Consider the following 18,264-nt stretch of genomic DNA (forward strand, 5'->3'; position numbering starts at 1 on the left):
CTCTGCCCTCGCGTGGGGACAAGGGCTATCGTGAACGCGCCGGACGCCCCGCCCGGCCCGAAGACGACGGAGGTACAGCGATGCGCGGAGTGATCCTGGAGGCACCCGGCCAGGTGCAGGTCGGAGAGCGCGACGACCCGACGATCATCGAGCCGACGGATGCCGTCATCAAGCTGGCCGCGACGTGCATCTGCGGCTCCGACCTCTGGCCTTACCGGGGTGCGGACACCGTGCGCGGCCCCATGCCCATGGGGCACGAGTACGCCGGCGTCGTCACCGCGGTCGGCGACGAGGTGCGCACCGTGAAGGTGGGCGACTTCGTCGTGGGCTCGTTCTTCGCCTCCGACGGCACCTGCGAGATCTGTCGCGATGGGTACGAATCGCGCTGCGTGCACGCCGTGCCCATGGGGCGCATCGGCACTCAGGCGGAGTTCGCCCGCATCCCGTTGGCCGACGGCACCCTCGTCGCGACCCCCGGCACGCCCGATGCCGACCTGATCCCGTCGCTGCTCGCGGCATCCGACGTGCTCGGCACGGGCTGGTTCGCGGCGACAGCCGCCGGCGTCGGCCCCGGCAAGACCGTGGTCGTCGTCGGCGACGGCGCGGTCGGACTCATGGGCGTGCTCGCCGCGCAGCGGCTGGGAGCCGAGCGCATCATCGCGATGAGCCGCCACGCCGACCGGCAGGCGCTGGCCCGCGAGTTCGGCGCGACCGACATCGTCGAGGAACGCGGCGACGCCGGCGTCGCCCGCATCAAAGAGCTCACCGGCGGGCTGGGCGCGCACTCCGTCATCGAGGCGGTCGGCACCCACGAGTCGATGCTGCAGGCCCTGCGCGCCACACGTCCCGGCGGCCACATCGGGTTCGTCGGCGTGTCGCACGACGTGGAGCTTCCCGGCCGGGAGCTCTTCTTCTCCCTCGTGCACCTGCACGGCGGCCCGGCCCCGGTGCGGCGATTCCTGCCCGAGCTGATCCGTCTCATCTGGGATCGCGAGATCGACCCAGGCAAGGTCTTCGACCTGTCGCTGCCCCTCGAAGAGGCTGCGGAAGGCTACAAGGCGATGGACGAGCGCCGGGCGATCAAGGTGATGCTGACGATGGACTGACGGCCCGGGCGATCACGGCTCCGCGCCCCTCTTCCCTTTGGTCAGACCACATGCAATCATGGCCATAGGAACCCCAGAGAAAGGGCACAGACCATGACCCGCACAGCCGTCATCACCGGTTCTGCCAGCGGAATCGGACGGGCCGCCGCCGAGCTCCTCGCCGAACGCGGCTACCGCGTGATCGGCGTCGACATCGCCGGGGCCGACGTGAACGTCGACCTCACGACCACCGAGGGCCGCGAGGCCCTGGTCGCCGAGGTCACCGACCTCTCGGACGGCGTCGTCGACGTCGTCATCGCCAACGCGGGACTGTCGTCGCCGACCGTCGCCACCGCCGCGGTCAACTTCTTCGGCGCCGTCGCCACCCTCACCGGGCTGCGGCCGCTGCTGGCCGCCTCGCCCGCCCCGCGCGCCGTGGCCACCACCTCGATGGCGGCGCTGTTCCCGCCCGACGAGGCGCTGCTGCAGGCCTTCCTCGCCGAGGACGAGCCGACCGCACTGGCCAGGGCGACCGAGCTGGCCGCCGGAGGCCCGGAGGTGGCGAACCTCATCTACGGCACGTCGAAGCAGGGCCTCGCCCGCTGGCTGCGGCGCGTCGCCCCCACGGCCGAGTGGGCCGGGGCGGGCATCGCCCTCAACGCGGTGGCCCCCGGGGTCGTCGCCACCCCCATGACCTTCGACCTCACCGGCACCGAGGAGGCCAAGGCGGCCCTGCTGGAGCGGGTGCCCATGCCCCTCAACGGCATCTTCGAGCCGGGCGACGTCGCCAGCCTCATGGCCTGGCTCGTCAGCGAGGAGAACGCGCACCTCTGCGGTCAGGTGATCTACATCGACGGCGGGTCGGATGCCGTCATCCGCGGCGACTCCACCTGGTGAACCGAGCGGCCATGCGGGCCCCGGATACGCTGTCGGAAGACGACGGAAAGGGTCCCGCATGACCGCCCAGCCCCGCACTCCCGATCCCATCCGCGGCGCCACGGTGCTGATCACCGGCGGCGCGCGCGGGATGGGCGAGCTGTTCGCCCGTCGCGCCGTCGCCGGCGGCGCGCGGGCCATCGCCCTCTGGGACGTGGACGAGCAGACGGCGAGCGCCCTGGCGGCGCGCCTCAGCGCCTCGGGTGTGGATGTGCGCGCCTACCGCGTGGACATCTCCCGCCAGGAGGAGATCGTCGCGGGCCTGGCGCGCATGCGCGAGGAGCTCGGCGAGCCCGATGTGCTCGTCAACAACGCCGGCATCGTGCGCGGCGGGGTGTTCTGGGACAACGACCCCGAGCGCGACATCGAACTGACCATGCGCGTGAACACGCTCGCGGCCATGTGGCTGACCCGCGAGGTTCTGCCGGCGATGATCTCCGACACCTCCCGCCCCAAGGGCATCCTCAACATCGCCTCGGCCGCCGGCACGCTGGCGAACCCGAACATGGCGGTCTACGCGGCATCCAAGTGGGCGATGATCGGCTGGAGCGACTCGGTGCGGCTGGAACTGCGGGCGCGCGGCCACCGCCACATCGGCGTGACGACCTTCTGCCCCAGCTACATCTCCACCGGCATGTTCGCCGGCGCGCGCGGCCCGCTGCTGACCCCCATCATGACGCCGCAGCAGGCCACCCGCGCCGCGTGGCGTGGCCTTGTGCGCGGCACGCCGATGGTGCTGCGCCCGTGGACGGTCAAGCTCGCTCTGGCGCTGCGCGGCGTGCTTCCCACCCGCGTCTGGGACGTCGTGGCCGACAAGGTCTTCCACGTGTACTCCTCGATGGACCACTTCACCGGCCGCTCCGGCTCCTGACGCGCGGCGGTCGCCAGCGGGCAGCCGCGGCCGGCGCGCACAACGTCGCCATGCCGCGCCCGAGACCGGGCTGCGCGCGCGCCCGCGCGGTTTCGTCGCCGGATCAGCGTCGTTGTGCACACGAGGCCGGGGACGCCGGTCGTCACAGCGGCTGCTGCAGCAGCAGACGGTGCAGGATCGAGCCCTCCGGGACGGTCTCGGGGTCGTACTTGTAGCTGAGCTTCTGCACGATCGACAGGCGCGCCATGATCTCGGCGACCCCGGGGAACCACGGTTGCATCATGCTCAGCTGCAGCAGGTGGCTCGCGGTGCTCGACAGCGGCGGCACGCGTGACCACTGCCCGCGGAACTCGGGGATCAGCGCATAGAGGGTCTCGAAGATCCGGTGGTACAGGAAGTAGTCCGGCACGTCGGAGCGCTCCTGCCACCACATGTCCAGCGCGAGCCGCTGCAGCGTGATGATGAGCGAGCCCGGAACCGACGCGATGAACCAGTTGCCGATCTCCCGGTGGGTCCAGCGGGGGTAGACCACGCCCGCATCGAGGTAGGTGAGGATCACGTCCTGCAACGGCCCGGGCAGCCAGCAGGTGGCATCCACCCAGATGCCGCCGTGCTGTTCGAGCAGAGCCACCCGCAGGTAGTCGGCGTAGTGGGCCTTGTGGTCTTGCGCCAGCACCGCCGTCACGCGCTCGGGCACGGCGATGAGCTCGTGGATGCCGGCGGCATCGAGGAAGCGGGCATCGGGGTGCACCTCGCGCAGTCGCTCCATGCACGCGCGGACGAGGTCCGGGGCGCCGTCGATGCCGGTGTCCCAGTAGACGTACACGGGGAGCTCCTGCGTCCCCACGCGGCTGCCGTCCTCGGCCGCCAGGCGCCGGCCGTGCGCGACGCGCCCGCGTCCGGCGGGGAGCCCGGCGGCGGCGCGCAGCTCCGCGACCCGGGGGGTCAGGAACTCCGTCACGATACGCCGGCCCTCGCGGGCGGCGGCGGGATCGACGGTGTCCTTGAACCGCTCGACGCGGGAGAACTGCGATTCGAGCCCCTCGAGGAAGGCCGTCACCGGGCCGGGGCTCGGCGCCCCCGCCGACGCGCCATCCACCGCGCTCATCGTGCCCATCCGTCGCGGCGACCACCGAAGGCTGGCGTCATCGCCCCATCATGTCGCGCCGGACGCCCCGCGACCACCCTCCCCGTGGTCGGCGTCCTCCGCTCCCTCCGCCGAGTCGTCGACGGCCGCGTGCCGCGTGTCGCGACGGCGCGGCCGTTCTGACCCCGGCGACGCCGCGACGTAATCTTGTCCAGTGCAGATGAACGAGACCCGCGCCTGGAACCGCTTCTACGCCGAGGGGACCCCGGTGGACATCGAGGTGGCGACCGGGTCACTCGTGGACCTGCTCGACGAGCGGGTCGCGCAGTATGCCGATCTCCCCGCCGTGACGTTCTTCGGCGCCTCGATGACGTACCGCGAGCTGGCCGACCGTGTCGCCCGTGTCGCGGGCGGCCTCGCCGAGCTGGGCGTGAAGGCCGGCGACCGCGTCGCCCTGGTCCTGCCCAACGCCCCGCAGCACCTGGTCGCCTTCTACGCCGTGCTACGCCTGGGGGCGATCGTCGTCGAGCACAACCCGCTGTACACCCGCGACGAGCTCGAGGTGCAGTTCCGCGACCACGGCGCGCGGCACGTCATCACGTGGGACAAGATGGCCCCGGTCATCCAGGCGATGCCCGCCGACCTCGGCATCACCACGATCATCTCCGTCGACATCACCCGCGCCATGCCGCTGGCGACCCGGCTCGCGCTGCGCCTGCCCATCGAGAAGGCGCGCGCCTCACGCGACAAGCTCACCGCGCCGGCCCCCGGCACCATCCCGTTCTCGCAGCTGGAGAAGTCGGTGCCGCTGCCGGCATCCACCCCCCGCCCCCGCGCGGGCGACCTCGCCTGCCTGCAGTACACCTCGGGCACCACCGGCGTGCCCAAGGGCGCCATGATCACGCACGCGAACCTCTGGTCCAACGCCCGCCAGGGAGCGGCCTGGATGCCGCGCTTCGCGCACGGCGAGGGCCGCATCTACGGCCTGCTGCCGATGTTCCACTCGTTCGGCGTGCTGCTGTCGGTGATCTACGCCGTCGAGACGGGCTCGAACGCCGTGCTGTTCCCGACCTTCGACCCCGAGCTGGTGTCGCAGGCGGCGAAGAAGTACCCGCCGACGTTCATCCCCGCCGTGCCGCCGATGTTCGACCGGCTCGCCCGCGTCGCGCGTGACGGCAAGCTCGACCTGTCGGGCGTCGTCTACGCCATCTCGGGTGCGATGACCCTCACCCCGACGATCGTGAAGCGCTGGGAGGAGCAGGCCGGCAGCATGCTCAACGAGGGCTACGGGCTCACCGAGACCAGCCCGGTGGCGCTCGCGAACCCGTTCAACGATTCCCGCAAGATCGGCGCCATCGGCATCCCGTTCCCCTCCACCGACATCCGCGTGGTCGATCCGAACGAACCGACCCGCGAGGTCGAGCTGGGTGAGGTCGGGGAGCTTCTCATCAAGGGCCCGCAGGTGTTCCAGGGCTACTGGAACCGCCCGGAGGAGACCGCGCAGGCGCTGCTCGAGGGCGGCTGGCTGCGCACCGGCGACCTGGTCGTGCAGGACGACGACGGCTTCGTGACCGTCGTCGACCGCAAGAAGGAGATCATCATCACCGGCGGCTTCAACGTCGCCCCCACCGAGGTCGAGAAGGTGCTCAACGAGGTGCCGGGCATCGCAGCATCCGCTGTCGTCGGCATCCCCCGCGGCGGTGGAGCCGAGGTCGTGACCGCCGTCGTCGTGCTCGAGCCGGGAGCGACGTTCGACGAGGATGCCGCCCGGGCGGCGGCCCGCGAGCAGCTCGCCGAGTACAAGCGGCCGAGCGCCTACCGCGTGTGGGAGGAGCTTCCCACCTCTCTCATCGGCAAGGTGCTGCGCCGTCGGGTGCGCGACACGCTCATCGCCGACCGCAACGCGGTGCGCGCGGCGCCCGCCGACGAGGACTGAGCCTCCTCCGCCGCGTCGCGCGGTCGTGCGGCGTTCGGTGCCACGCGGGCACCGGTCGCCGCGCCGGTCGCGCCAGTCGCGGCGGTCGCGCAGTGCCCGGTCGCCTCTCCCCGGATGCGGTGATCCGCCGGAATGCGGATGCCTGCGGGGCGATCGTCCGCATCCGGGCGGATCTCCGCATTCCGGCGCACGCCGGAGCGGTCCCGCACCCCTGGCGCGCGCTCAGCGCGGGTCGATGCGCAACGTCGTCTCGTGGGAAGCCGGTCCCGTGACGGTGCCGACGATCTGCGGCCCGTAGCGGTCGTACTTGGCGTGGTAGGCGGCATCCACCGCCTGCTGCGTCGCGGCGTCGGCGGCGTCGATCGCGGTGAAGGTCACGGCACGGTCCGCGCCGCCCGCACGCACCCGTCCCACGCCGGCGTGCCGGGCCCGCCGGTACCAGGGGTTGTCCGGACCGTACGCCGACCGGATGTAGAGGGCGTCGCCGGAGCGCACCGTCCAGATGGTGACGAAGGGGCGGTCCGTGCCGTCGCGGCGGGTCGAGGAGACCTCCAGCTCCTCGGCACCGCCGATCCGGGTGAGGTCATCGGCATCCCAGCTCATCGTCTCCCCCTCCGCCGGCGCCGGCACCGGAGGCCGGACCCCTGGCTCCGACGGTACGACGCCGCCGACGGCCGCGCCACGGTCCCCCTCGACGGCGGCGGCGCTGCGCTCTACGCTGACCGGCATCCGGACGACGCTGCGAGGTGAGGACATGACCGTGATGGTGGGTGCGGCCCGGCGCGATCTGCTCGACCGCGTGCTGCGGCGCCTCCCGGCGGGAGTGGTGCGCGAAGTGCCGATGTTCGGCACGATCGCCGTGATGTTCGACGGGGCGATGCTGGTCGCGGCCCGGAAGGACCTGGGGCTGCTCGTGCACGTCAGCGCCGACGAAGACGCCGATCTCGTGACGCGGCCCGAAGCCGTGCGCGCCGAGATGGGCCCCGGCCGTTCGATGGGGCCGGGGTGGATCCACATCCACGCCGATGCGGCGCAGGATGAGGGGACGCTGGACTTCTGGGTCGCGCAGGCGCTGCGACGCCAGGCCGGCTGACCCGCCGGCGGCGCCGGGGGCGGGTTGCGGCTGACCGTTCGACGCGGGTGCCCCGAGCAGCCTGCGCGCAGGAACGGCCTTCCGCCTCCTCTCCCGAGGTCTCAGGCTGGATGCCGTGAACCTCGGCATCCTGCTGGCGCTCGCGTCGGCCGTCGCCTACGGCACGTCGGACTTCATCGGGGGCGTCGGTGCCCGGCGCTGCTCGCCGTGGCTGATCCTGCTGGTCGGCCAGATCGCGGGGACGATCGCCCTCCTGGCCGCGGGGCTCCTCCGCGGCGGCGCCCCGACGGCGGCGGACTTCGGGTGGGCAGTGCTCGCCGGTGTCGGTTCGGCGGCCGGCGGACTGTTCCTGTACCGAGGGCTGGCGCGCGGTCGCATGGGGCTGGTGGCACCGCTGTCGGCCGTCGGGGCGGCCGCCCTGCCCGTGATCGCAGGCGTCGTGCTCGGCGAGCGCCCCGGCCTGCTGGTGTGGGCGGGCATCGCCATCGCCCTCCCGGGAATCTGGCTGGTCTCGCGCGAGACCGGCCCGGGCCGGCCGCCGCGGTCGTGGGGGGCGCTCAGCGACGGGGCCCTCGCCGGTGCGGGTTTCGGGCTGCTGTTCGTCTGCCTGGCCCAGATCGGGCCCGACGCCGGACTGCTGCCGCTCGCGGCCAATCAAGCGACCGGCGCACTGCTCGCCGGCATCGGCGTCGCAGCCGCACGCCCCCGCGGGCATCGCCTGCGCACGGCCGTCGGCTGGGGCACCGCGGCGGGACTGACAGGCGCGGCGGGCACCGTCGCCTTCGTGCTGTCCAGCGGAACGACCTCACTGGCCGTGGCGGCCGTGCTCACCTCGCTCTACCCTGCGGTCACCGTGCTGCTGGCCGCCGGCGTGCTGCGCGAGCGACTCAGCGCGCCGCAGGGTGCCGGCATCGGCATCTGCACACTCGCGATCATCGCGCTCTCGCTGGACTGAGCGCCGCAACACGGAGGAATCTCGATGGAACTGCTCGCATCACCGGTCACCTCGCGCCGCCCGCACACCGTAGGGCCACGGTCATGCTGACCCCCGTCGCCCCCGGGGTGTTCGCCCACCAGAGTCCGCTGCTGCGCAACAACAGCGTCGCCGTGCAGGGCGAGGAGGGCGTCCTGCTGGTGGACCCCGGCATCACCGCGGCCGAGATGCGGTGCCTCGCCGACGACCTGCTCGTGCTCGGGATGCCGGTGGTCGCGGGCTTCGCCACGCACCCCGACTGGGATCACGCGCTGTGGCATCCGGCATTCGGCGACGCCCCGCGCTGGGGCACGCCGGCGTGCGCGGCGTTCCTGGGCGACCTGCGGGCGCAGAGCGACTGGCAGCAGCGGTTCGCCGACGCCCTGCCCCCCGAGATCGTCTCGGACGTGCCGATCGACCCGTTCGGGCTGATCGCGGCGCTACCCGGCGACGGCGGGCGCATCCCTTGGAGCGGACCCGAGGTGCGGGTCGTCGCGCATCCGGGCCACGCGATCGGGCACGCGGCGCTCCTGGTGGAGGGACGCCGCGTGCTCGTCGCCGGCGACATGCTCTCGGACGTCTTCGTCCCCATGCCCGACCTCGAGGGCGCCGACGACCCGCTGGGCGACTATCTCGCGGGACTGGACACGCTGGCGTCCATCGCCGACCGCGTGGACGCATTCGTCCCCGGACACGGCTCGGTCGGTGACGCCGCGCAGCTGCGGCAGCGGCTGGCGCTGGACCGGCGGTACATCGAGACGCTGCGCGATGGCGGGGTGTTCGACGACCCGCGCATCGATGCGCCCGAACTCGGTTGGGAGTGGGTGGGCGATCTGCATGCCGGGCAGGTCGAGAGCGCCGCGCGGCGGGGCGGCGGCGGCCACGGGTGAGGTGGCGAGCGCGCCGCGCGTCAGCCGCGGGAGAACAGCGGGCGCGTCACCACGACCGTGGTGGGCGTCGCTGCGCGGCGCAGCCCCCAGCCGAAGACGACGGACAGGGCGCCGACGCCCATGGCGAACGCGGCGACACCGAACGACACCACCGACGTGAACAGGGAGGCCCGCAGGAACGACGCGTCCATCAGCGTCACCCGCACCGGGTCATCGCGGTCGAGCTCGGCGTAGGTCTTGCCGCCCGACAATCCCAGCGCGTGATGCTGGATGATGGCGGCCTGCGCGAAGGCGGTGAGCGGCCCCGCCACGGTCTTGCCCTGGAAGGCCATCGCGTCGTCGGGCACCGTGATCTTCTCCTCCCGCAGCTGCAGCGACACCGTGATCCACGCCGCCAGCCCCAGGACGATCAGCCCGATCCCGGCCAGGATGCCGAGGGTTCCGGCCGCTCGTGCGGGCGGCGCCGCGGCGTACTCGGTGCCGGGCTGCGCATCGGCGGCGTGCGTCCGGTTCATGGCGTCCTCCTCGCGATCGGGGTGCGTGCGCGTTCACGGTAGCCCCGCCCGGTGCCGACGGAAAGGGGGGCAGGCGCGGCACATGCTGCGGCCGCGGCCGTCAGCCGAGGGCGGTGAGGACGGGCTCGGCATCGCGGGCGAAGACGCCGACGGTGCCGACGGGGATCTCCTGCCAGTGCCGCCGCGACCAGTGCAGCTCGAGCGGCTCCGACACCACGAGCTGGGCGCCGTGGGGCAGCCGCTCGGTGCGCCCCTCGCCCACATGCAGGGTCTCGGGCCCGGCACTGCGGAAGAGCGAGGGCGCCGGAAGCTCGCCGGCATCGGCGCTCAGCCACCGCGCCACAACCAGCCGCGCCCCGTCTGAGGCGCAGAACGCGCCGCGGAACGGGTCGGTGACCCCGTGAGCGGCACGGGCGGCTTCGACCCGCTCGATCATCCGGGTGAGGGCGTTCACGGGATCGGTGGCCAGTCCGAACGTGAGCGCGAGGAAGAAGCACACCTCACTGTCCGTGGTGCCCCGGATGTACGGGTACAGCTCGGGGGCGACGTCCATGGTCAGTTCGCGTTTGAGTTCGGTGAACCCGCCGATCTCGCCGTTGTGCTGGAACATCCACCCGTCGTGGACGAAGGGATGGGCGTTCTGCTCGGCGATCGTGCCCCCGGGGGCGGCACGCACATGGGCGAGGAAGCAGGGGGACTCGATCTGGGCGGCGAGGTGGCGCAGGTTGTCGCTGTCCCAGGCCGGTGTGGTCTGGCGGAACTGGCCGAGCACACCCCCGCGTCCCGACCAGGCCAGGCCGAACCCGTCCCCGTTCGTGGGGAACGCGTGCTGCCGGAACTGGGACGCCATCGTCGTGCCCGGCAGGTACAGCCGGCGGGCGACCAGGCTCTGGTCGATCAGTGAATGGTCAGGGCGGACGAGAACGTCCTCGACGGGAAGCGACGCTCCCAGATATGCGATCCACCGGCACATGGCGGCTCTCCCCTCGGCAGTGTTCCGGTCACGATGCAGCTCCCGTATCGCCGTCAGGATGCCGCTGCGTGGGCGGCTCCACATCGAGCATCACTTCGTTGTGCCGCAGGAAGGCGGGCCACCGTGCGGCCCGCGGCCGCCCGCTGGATCACCGGGGCCGTCATGGCGATGGTCGACCCGCCTCCGCCCTGGATCACCGGCGCCGTCATCGCCACCTTCGCGGCCGGCTCGTTCTCGCCACTGATGTAGGAGAACAGGTACCGGAAGGCACGGTTTCCGGCGTCCTCGAATCTGCCGTCGACCATCACCTCTGCCACCGCATGCTGCGGGTAGCGCCGGAGCTCGAACCCGTCGAAGGCACGCACCACGTCGTACGGCTGCTGTTCGGTCATCTCTGCCGTTCTCCCGCCACGCGTCTGCGGCACGCACGTGAGGGGGCGCGCTGCGGCTTCACGGTAACCCCGCGTCGTCGCGGGAGGAAGACCGGTCGGCCCAGCGCGCCCTCACCACGCGGCGTGGACCTACTTCATCTCCCCGAACGTGCGCTCGATGTCGGCCATCTCCATGGCCGCCGTCGCCTCGATGAGGGCCCGCAGGTCGGCGTCGGCGCCCGGGGAGAACTCCTCGGGCCGCTCCGGTGCGATCGTCATCGGTGAGCCCGCCGGCGCCTGCTCGCTGGCATCGAGCTGCGTCCCGTCGTTCGACGGAGACAGGCCCTGGAAGATCTTTCCCGCTTCGGAGAGGTTCGTCAGATCGAAGGAGTACTGCTTGCTCTGCAGTCCCAGCTCGGTCAGGCGGGCCACCTCCGGGAACTTCTCCGCATTGGTCTTGGGGATCGGCAGCGCCGTGCGCCAATTCACGCCCAGGGTCTCGAGCGCCTTGGCGAATGCGTTCTCGTGGGCCTGGTCGCGCACAATCAGGTACGAGATGGTGCTGCGGGCCGTCTTGTTCGACGTCATCTCGTACAGGCGGCACTTCTGCAGGCGTCCCGTGGACTCGAGCATGAGGTTGTAGAGCAGGTCGAGCACGAGGTTTCCCGAGTTGTACACGTAGCTGCCCAGCCACGGGTTGCCGGCGGCATCCACCGGCATGGCCCCCTGCGCACCCACGAGGTAATGGTGGATGTTGCTCTCGGACGTGGCGATCTTCAGCGGTGTCGCCCCGCCCGCACCCGGGGCGTCGACCGGGTCGGTCGGCTTGCCCTTGTAACCGGGCGAGCCGTCGAGCAGACGGGAGATGGTGGTGCCGATGAGCTCGACGTGGCTGATCTCCTCGGTGCCGATGCCCTGGATCAGGTCCTTGTAGGGCTTGGCCGACGGTCCGCGGAAGTTGATGCTCTGGAACAGGTACTGCATCATCGTGCGCATCTCGCCGAACTGCCCGCCCAGCCCCTCCTGCAGTGCGTTGGCGGCATCGGGGTCGGGCTGATCCTGGTCGATCTCGTTGATCAGCTGCTGAACATGAAAGTACATGTCTCCTCCAAGGGTCGGTCCGCTCAGACTCGCGGTCGGGGGCTCCCCCGCCGACCCCCTCGCCAGCCGGACGCCCGGGGCGTATCCTCCCTCCCCGGGCCGCCAGCGCACGAGCGCGGCCCCTGGCGCCTCCCGCGCTCGCGCCCTACCGTCTAGCCATGGACGAGCCACGCAAGCTCCGCCGTCGCCACGCCGAGAGCGGGGCTGCAGCCCACAAGCATCCCAAGGGCACCCCCCTGCTCATCCTGCTGATGATCATCGTGGTCCTCCCTTCCGTGCTTCTCGCCGACGCGTGGGGCGCCGGTGCGGCGGGCATCATCGGCGGGCTCACGGGCATGTTCTCCCTCGTGGCGTTCATCGGCGGGCCGTTGCGGGCCGATCTGCGCATCACCGCCGTCATGGGTCCACTGCTGATCATCGCCGCAGCCGTCCCGCGCCTCGTCGCGGAGGCCTCGCGGCCCGCGGCGATCGCGCTGGTGGTCGTGCTCACGTTCGTCGCGGCGCTGCTGCCGCTGCTCGGCCCCCGCTTCGGCACCGCCGGCATGGGGCTCGGCATGACGACGATGTTCGGCTACGGGTACGCCCCCACCGGCGGGGCGGACCATCAGCAGGTGATCGCGGCCGCCGTGGCCGGCGTGGTCGTCGCGCTCGTCCTGCGCGTCCTCATGGGCATCAGCGACCCCTCGAAGCCGACGCGGCAGCAGGTGGCCGCCGTGCTCGACGCCGACGACCCGAGCGCCGCCACCGCCACCGCCTTCCGCACGTGGCTGAGCGACGGCCGGCAGCGCTGGCTCGCGGACGCGCTCGAGGCGGCATCCGCGTATCGGGTGGCGCTGCGCACCGCAGAACTGTCGAACCCGACGGATGCCGACGCCACCGCCGCACTGCGCGAACGCGCCCAGAAGCTGTCGGACCAGCTGAAGGCGAAGCCCGCCCGCGGAGGTGCTTCCCCCGAGACTCCGCCGCCCGCGGCATCCACCGACACGGGCGCCCTCGGCGACGCGGCCCGCGCGCTCGACACGGTGGAGCGCGCACTGACGACCCGTGACACCGCACCGGTCCGCCTCGAGCGCGACCGGCGGCGCGGGCTGCGGGACGCCGTGCTGCACCCGTCGGCACGACTGCAGTCCATCCAGATGCGTCACGCGGTGCGCACGGCGCTGGCGGTGTTCCTCATGCTGCTGATCACCTCCGGGCTCGAGCGCGGCGACCCGCTGGTGTCCACGGCGCTGCTCGCCACCTTCAGCATCATGCAGGCCACGTGGAGCGACACCGCGACGAAGACGCGCAACAAGATCATCGGGGTGGTCGCCGGCTCACTCACGGTCGCCGTCGTGCTGCTGGTCGTTCCGCAGCAGTACCTCGTGGCGGTCGCTGCGGTCTCGCTCTGCCTTGGGCTCTGGTACATCGTCACGCGCCCGGCGCTCGGCAGCGCCTTCATGGTGGTCGTCAGCGTCGGCTTCAACGCCGTCACGCGGGACCTGAACCCGGTGAACCTGCTGACGCAGTACGTGGCGCTCACGGCGTGCGCGGTGCTGCTGGGCGTGGTGTTCGGCTTCATCGTGATCCCGGGTCTGCGGCCGCCGCCCCTGCGCAGCCGGATCCAGACGGCCGTCGACGCGACGGCGACAGCGCTTCGTGCCGCCGGTGGCGCGGGTCCTCAGCGGGTCGAGGACCTCGCCCTCTTCCGGGATGCCGCCCGTGCGCAGGCCGACCTCGTGCCCGACCACGATCGCCTCGATGACACGCAGCTCGCCGACCTCGCGTCACTGCAGACAGGGCTGCGCGACCTGACGGCCCTGGCTCCGTCGGGTGAGCTGACCCCGGGCGACATCGAGCGGGTGCTGCAGGTGCTCGATCCCGAGCCATCGCCCGCCGGGAGCGACGATCAGCCGGAGCACGCCGCCGTCTCCGGTGGCGCGTCGTCGGTGCTGTGGGACGTCGCCCAGCAGACGGGCTCGGCGGAACGGTCGCTGCTGCGAACGCTGCCCGCGGCTGCCGCGGCATCCGCCCGGCGCTGACCGTGGGGCGGGCTCACCCGCGAGCGGGGAGGTAGCGCAGCGCGACCGACCCCGGCCGGAAGTCGCGACGCTCCACGAGTTCGAGGGCGAGGCGCTCGCGCAGCCCGGCGAGCAGCGTCGGCCCGTGGCCCGCGACCACCGGCTGCACCACGAACTCGTACTCGTCGATCAATCCCAGGTCGGCCAGTGCGAGGGGAAGGGTCACCCCGCCCACCCAGAGGCCGTTGCCGGGTTGCTGCTTGAGTCGCCACACCGCGTCTGCCAGGTCACCGCGCACCAGTTCGCCGTTCCAGTCGGCGGAGGACAGTGTGCTCGACACGACATATTTCTTGGCCGCGTCGATGGCCTCGGCGAACGGGATCTCCCACGCCCGCATCCCCTCGGGCCAGGTTCCTGAGGTGGGCCGCCGCCACGCCCCGGCCATCATCTCGTAGGTCACCCGGCCGAACAGCAGGGCGTCGGCTCGTTGCATCTGGGCGGCCCAGTAGTCCATCGACTCCTCATCCGGGCCCAGCCCCGCCTCATGGTGGACGCAGCCGTCGATCGTGATGTTGATCGAGTAGCGCAGTGGTCTCATCGCGTTCTCCCCGGTGCGCAGTGGTCCGCTCCCCTGCGGCGGGACCACATCCCCTCGGGTCACGCCGTCGCGGTTCACCCTAATGACGTGCCGGCCGAAGGCAACCCCTGCGCCCACCGCACGGGGTGTCAATCACGCGGTCTCGTCAGTCGTACAGCACCGCGTCGGCGACCATCGCGGGGTCCTGCAGAATTCCGAGGTGGCCCAGTTCGAGCGCGCGCACGGGCCACCCCGCACCTGTGGCGACGCCCACCTCGTCGGCGTAGGTGTGTCCGAATGCCACGTAGCTGCAACGGAGGCCCGCCGTCCAATTCCGCGGCGCGGAGACGCGTGACGACAGGTAGGCGGCTGGGATGGAGGGTGCGCCGGCATCCACCAGCGCGAAAGTGGCGTCGTCGGGAAACAGCGGACGCACGCTCTCCTCCGGCCACCACCGCGTCCACGGTGGCAGGATGCCGTCCCTCGCGGTGACCGGCAGCGTGCGGCGCGCCCGCGCGGGCATGACAGGCCAGGTGCCACCGCGAAGGGGCGGGATCACCGCATCGAGGAACACGATGCGGTTGACCGCAGAACCCGCCGCCACCGCGGGGACGAAGTTTCCGGCGTTCGAGTGCGCGATCGCCGCGGTCGCACCGAGCTCCGCCGCCGCGGCCGCGTACGCCTCGCCGATCGCCTGCGGTGTCCCGAGCGGTGTCGGCACGACCCGCTCGGCTTCGAGTCCTCTCGCTCGCAACGCGCGGACCAGCGGATCCATCACGAAGCCGGGAAGGAAGACGCTTCCCATGACGATCACGCGGTCCACGGCGACATCCTAGAAACATCCGTCGTTCGGCGTCGCGGGCTACTACGGTGCGCCACCGGATGTCCAGCCCCATCCCCGCGCGGCTGCGCCTGGCACAGTGTGGAAACGACGCGACGAGGAGAAGCAATGAAGCAGCGCACTCTGGCAGGACGACAGGTCTCGGCGATCGGCCTGGGCGCCATGCCGCTGTCGATGAACAACGACAAGCGATACCCGTCGTTCGAGGATGCCGTGGCAACCGTGCACGCCGCCCTCGACGCGGGCGTGACGCTCATCGACACGGCTGACATCTATGCCCCGGATGGCGAACAGATGGGACACAACGAGCGCATCGTCGCCGAGGCGCTGCGGACATGGGACGGGGATTCCTCGCGCATCTTCGTCGCGACCAAGGGCGGCATCACGCTCGGCGAAGACGGAGCCAAGGGACGCGACGGGTCGGCGGCCTACCTGCGCTCGGCCGCGGAGAAGTCACTCGAGATCCTCGGCGTCGACCAGCTCGACCTGTACCAGTACCACCGTCCCGACCGCACCCGTGTCTACGCCGACATCATGCGGGGACTGAAGTCGTTGCACGACGACGGCCTCGTTCGCGCGATCGGCATCTCGAACGCGAGTGTCGAAGAGATCCAGATCGCTTTGGACGTGCTCGGCGAAGGCAACCTCGCCAGCGTCCAGAACGAGTTCTCGCCGAAGCACCCGGGAAGCATCGACGAATTGCGCTTCTGCGCCGCTCACGACATCGCCTTCCTGCCGTGGAGTCCTCTCGGCGGCACCGGCGGCGGTGCCAGCAGCGTCGGCGACCGGTTCTCGGCCTTCCGCGACGTCGGCGATGCACACGGCGTCAGCCCGCAGCAAGTCGTGCTGGCGTGGGAGCTCGCCCTCGACCCGCACGTCATCCCGATCCCGGGTGCGCGGCGCGCGGCATCCATCACGGATTCCGCGAAAGCCGCCGACCTCGAACTCACCCCTGAAGAAGTGACTCGACTGTCGGAATCGGTCGCGATCTTCGACTGACGCGACGGGCACCCCGGTTCAGGCGCTCTCCCTCGGGCTAGCGCACCATCCGCGCTGCGGTGATCAACGGAGCATGCGGATCGATTCGCTCGACGCCATCGAAGCGGAAACCGTTGCGCACGTAGAACGCGGTCGCACGAGCGTCGTACGCGCGGTGGGTGACGCGGCCGAACGGACGTGCACGTTCGAGAAGTGCGATGTGCGTGTCGAGCGCGTCCGGCTGTTGGTCGTCTTGATCATCCGGAACCGGGATGGCCGGAGGCGTCGCGTTGCTATCGCCCCGCACGACGGCGGTCGCCTGGCTCAGTCCCTCTCGCAACGCGTTCACCGCGTTCGCGAGCTGCGCGTCGTCATCAACGGGCCCAGGGCCTGGCCATCGGCTGGAGGCGGCTTGGACCTCTTCAGCGCGATGCATCACCCAGTCCAGCCATCCAGCCGCTGTGGGCACGGTCGCGTGCGCCGCTGCGATCTCTGCCTTCAGCGCCAGGATGTGCGCTTCGACCTCATCCCGCGCCACCCGAAGCGCCTCGCGCAACGCATCCTGGTGGCGTTTCGTCTCAGACCTCGGTGGTTCGGCGAATATTTGCTCGCCCTCGTCGTCGAAGATGAACCCAGTTGACCTCCTGACCGCCTCTCGCATCTCGATCCAGCGGGCGGCCGCGCTGGCGGGGCTGCGTCGCGCCTGCTCGGCGGCCGAGGCGACCTTCTCCGTCGCTCGCGCGAGGCTGGCGAGGATCTCCGGCGCGCCGCCGCCGAAGGACGCCCGACGCACTCCCTGCACCTCGTCATCATTGAGTGGCCAGCTCTTCTGCAGTCGGCGATGTTCGTCGCGTTGCGCCCGGCGCCACTCTTGCAGCATCTCTGCGGGGAAGCGATCAGGGTGGTCGTCGATCTCGTATGAGTGTGGGATGCACATCAATAGGAGGTTGGTCGCGCTTCGATTCTCCGTCTCCGACATCTCGGGGTCCCACCGCGGTCCACCTGATCTGCGCGCGTGGATGTGGGAGACCCGGCTGTTGAGAACGGGAGCGATTGCGCCCTCCTCGTGTCGGTACAACCACGCTGGGCAGTCCGGTTTCGCGCACGTGAATGCGTGGGCATACAGTTCCTTGACGGTGGCCACCGTTGGTTCGCGGTGTTCGACCTCGCCACCGGCGAGAGACTCCTCGGGCTCCTCTTGCGATTCGGTCACATCCCCAGAATTGCGGACTCGGGCGCGAAAGGGAACGTTCGACCGCCAGGCTGCTCCATTCGCTGGGAAGCTACATCTCAAGCTTCGCGAAGAACTCCGAGAGGGTCAGGCCGAACCCATTGGCGGGGCCATGGAGCGTGTTCATCGCCCGACTGTCGGTCGTCATCCGTTCCAGTCGCAATGCCGATTCCCTGGGCCGTCGCGACGAGCTGCGAGCACAGCCGCTCGGATTCCTATTCGGGCATCGTTCGCACGTGCTACCGCCCCGTGCATCAGAGCGCGCCCCGACGCCGTTGTACGACATATCGATGGCGGTTGCTGTCGGCACAGATCGCGCGCACCCAGCTCGGCGTTCCGGATTCGCAAGTGCGCAAGTGAGACCCGCTGCTGCGCCGCCGGCAGGATGCCGCGAGCCGTCGGCCGATAGTGAATCGACGTCGACTCTTGCTTGACGACGACCACGCGGACCTCGCTCTCCGCTAGGAAGGCGGAGTGTTTGAGTGTTGCGACAAGCATGGACAAGTTCTGCTCGAGCAGCGACGCCGGTTCGTGAGCGTGCTGTATCGCTTGCGAGATCAGTCTGCCTTGGGCGGCCAATTGATCGAGAACGCTAGTGATGTAGGCATCCTGTTCGTCGGCGTCGTAGAGGACCTCCAGCCAAAGCGGGAGGACCTGGCGCGGCGACGTTGCGCCTTGAACTGAATCGGCCTGACTTTCGTTCCGTTCTTCAAGTAAGGATGGAACACGATGAACAGGAAGTATTCCCCGGAGATGCGTGAGCGGGCGCTCAGGATGCTCGCGGAGACGCGGCCGTCGCACCCGAC

At 70.9% G+C, this 18,264-nt stretch carries 19 protein-coding genes; 9 read left to right on the forward strand and 10 right to left on the reverse strand.

The features are described from left to right. Window positions 1-80 precede the first annotated feature (80 nt). From NQ165_RS13400 to NQ165_RS13410, 3 genes are all read left to right on the forward strand, one after another. The gene (locus tag NQ165_RS13400) at window positions 81-1,106 is read left to right on the forward strand and encodes a zinc-dependent alcohol dehydrogenase family protein (protein WP_257533875.1); all 1,026 of its coding nucleotides are present in this window, start codon (window positions 81-83) and stop codon (window positions 1,104-1,106) included. Between the two features lie 93 nt (window positions 1,107-1,199). Next, complete coding sequence (locus NQ165_RS13405; RefSeq protein WP_257533876.1) at window positions 1,200-1,982, forward strand: SDR family oxidoreductase; 783 nt, start codon at window positions 1,200-1,202, stop codon at window positions 1,980-1,982. Window positions 1,983-2,040: 58 nt separating this feature from the next. Beyond that, window positions 2,041-2,892: an SDR family NAD(P)-dependent oxidoreductase gene (locus NQ165_RS13410; RefSeq protein WP_257533877.1), complete on the forward strand. Its 852-nt coding sequence runs from the start codon at window positions 2,041-2,043 to the stop codon at window positions 2,890-2,892. A 142-nt stretch (window positions 2,893-3,034) separates the two neighbouring features. On the opposite strand, the gene NQ165_RS13415 is transcribed toward NQ165_RS13410, so the two are convergent. After that, window positions 3,035-4,000 (reverse strand): capsular polysaccharide synthesis protein, encoded by a 966-nt coding sequence (locus tag NQ165_RS13415; protein WP_257533878.1) that lies wholly within the window; start codon window positions 3,998-4,000, stop codon window positions 3,035-3,037. Between the two features lie 199 nt (window positions 4,001-4,199). Here NQ165_RS13415 and NQ165_RS13420 point away from each other — a divergent pair, with 199 nt between their 5' ends. After that, on the forward strand, window positions 4,200-5,915 hold the full coding sequence (locus NQ165_RS13420; protein WP_257533879.1) for a long-chain-fatty-acid--CoA ligase: 1,716 nt from the start codon (window positions 4,200-4,202) through the stop codon (window positions 5,913-5,915). Window positions 5,916-6,137: 222 nt separating this feature from the next. Here the strand turns inward: NQ165_RS13420 and NQ165_RS13425 are convergent, their stop codons facing one another. After that, window positions 6,138-6,644, reverse strand: a complete 507-nt coding sequence (locus NQ165_RS13425; protein WP_257533880.1) for a DUF2255 family protein — start codon at window positions 6,642-6,644, stop codon at window positions 6,138-6,140. A 25-nt stretch (window positions 6,645-6,669) separates the two neighbouring features. Here NQ165_RS13425 and NQ165_RS13430 point away from each other — a divergent pair, with 25 nt between their 5' ends. From NQ165_RS13430 to NQ165_RS13440, 3 genes are all read left to right on the forward strand, one after another. Further along, window positions 6,670-7,008 (forward strand): TfoX/Sxy family protein, encoded by a 339-nt coding sequence (locus NQ165_RS13430; RefSeq protein WP_257533881.1) that lies wholly within the window; start codon window positions 6,670-6,672, stop codon window positions 7,006-7,008. Window positions 7,009-7,123: 115 nt separating this feature from the next. Further along, on the forward strand, window positions 7,124-7,963 hold the full coding sequence (locus NQ165_RS13435) for a DMT family transporter (RefSeq protein ID WP_257533882.1): 840 nt from the start codon (window positions 7,124-7,126) through the stop codon (window positions 7,961-7,963). Between the two features lie 83 nt (window positions 7,964-8,046). Then, complete coding sequence (locus NQ165_RS13440; protein WP_257533883.1) at window positions 8,047-8,871, forward strand: MBL fold metallo-hydrolase; 825 nt, start codon at window positions 8,047-8,049, stop codon at window positions 8,869-8,871. Window positions 8,872-8,891: 20 nt separating this feature from the next. Here the strand turns inward: NQ165_RS13440 and NQ165_RS13445 are convergent, their stop codons facing one another. The 4 genes from NQ165_RS13445 to NQ165_RS13460 all read right to left on the reverse strand — a co-directional run bounded on the left by NQ165_RS13445 (window position 8,892) and on the right by NQ165_RS13460 (window position 11,831). Further along, entirely contained in the window at window positions 8,892-9,386 is a 495-nt protein-coding gene (locus NQ165_RS13445; protein ID WP_257533884.1) for an aromatic ring-opening dioxygenase LigA, read from the reverse strand. Between the two features lie 100 nt (window positions 9,387-9,486). After that, window positions 9,487-10,359: a class II glutamine amidotransferase gene (locus NQ165_RS13450; protein ID WP_257533885.1), complete on the reverse strand. Its 873-nt coding sequence runs from the start codon at window positions 10,357-10,359 to the stop codon at window positions 9,487-9,489. Window positions 10,360-10,412: 53 nt separating this feature from the next. Then, a complete protein-coding gene (locus NQ165_RS13455) occupies window positions 10,413-10,751 on the reverse strand; it encodes a heme-binding protein (RefSeq protein ID WP_306816797.1) in 339 nt (112 codons plus the stop codon). A 129-nt stretch (window positions 10,752-10,880) separates the two neighbouring features. Then, window positions 10,881-11,831 carry a manganese catalase family protein gene (locus tag NQ165_RS13460; protein ID WP_257533886.1) on the reverse strand — a complete coding sequence of 317 codons (951 nt, stop codon included), beginning with the start codon at window positions 11,829-11,831 and terminating at the stop codon, window positions 10,881-10,883. Window positions 11,832-11,989: 158 nt separating this feature from the next. Between NQ165_RS13460 and NQ165_RS13465 the strand changes: the two genes are divergently transcribed. Continuing rightward, window positions 11,990-13,852 carry an FUSC family protein gene (locus tag NQ165_RS13465; protein WP_257533887.1) on the forward strand — a complete coding sequence of 621 codons (1,863 nt, stop codon included), beginning with the start codon at window positions 11,990-11,992 and terminating at the stop codon, window positions 13,850-13,852. Window positions 13,853-13,865: 13 nt separating this feature from the next. On the opposite strand, the gene NQ165_RS13470 is transcribed toward NQ165_RS13465, so the two are convergent. Beyond that, entirely contained in the window at window positions 13,866-14,429 is a 564-nt protein-coding gene (locus NQ165_RS13470) for a dihydrofolate reductase family protein (protein ID WP_257533888.1), read from the reverse strand. 145 nt (window positions 14,430-14,574) lie between these two features. Next, the gene (locus NQ165_RS13475) at window positions 14,575-15,231 is read right to left on the reverse strand and encodes a hypothetical protein (protein ID WP_257533889.1); all 657 of its coding nucleotides are present in this window, start codon (window positions 15,229-15,231) and stop codon (window positions 14,575-14,577) included. Window positions 15,232-15,357: 126 nt separating this feature from the next. Here NQ165_RS13475 and NQ165_RS13480 point away from each other — a divergent pair, with 126 nt between their 5' ends. Further along, a complete protein-coding gene (locus NQ165_RS13480; protein WP_257533890.1) occupies window positions 15,358-16,248 on the forward strand; it encodes an aldo/keto reductase in 891 nt (296 codons plus the stop codon). A 37-nt stretch (window positions 16,249-16,285) separates the two neighbouring features. Here the strand turns inward: NQ165_RS13480 and NQ165_RS13485 are convergent, their stop codons facing one another. Further along, window positions 16,286-17,440, reverse strand: coding sequence for a hypothetical protein (locus NQ165_RS13485; protein ID WP_257533891.1), 1,155 nt, complete (start codon window positions 17,438-17,440; stop codon window positions 16,286-16,288). 575 nt (window positions 17,441-18,015) lie between these two features. Continuing rightward, the coding region (locus NQ165_RS13490) for a hypothetical protein (RefSeq protein WP_257533892.1) at window positions 18,016-18,264 on the reverse strand (249 nt) is incomplete at its 5' end.

The organism is Microbacterium sp. zg.Y1084 (genome assembly GCF_024623595.1).
In the GTDB taxonomy this organism is placed as follows: Bacteria; Actinomycetota; Actinomycetes; order Actinomycetales; family Microbacteriaceae; genus Microbacterium; species Microbacterium wangruii.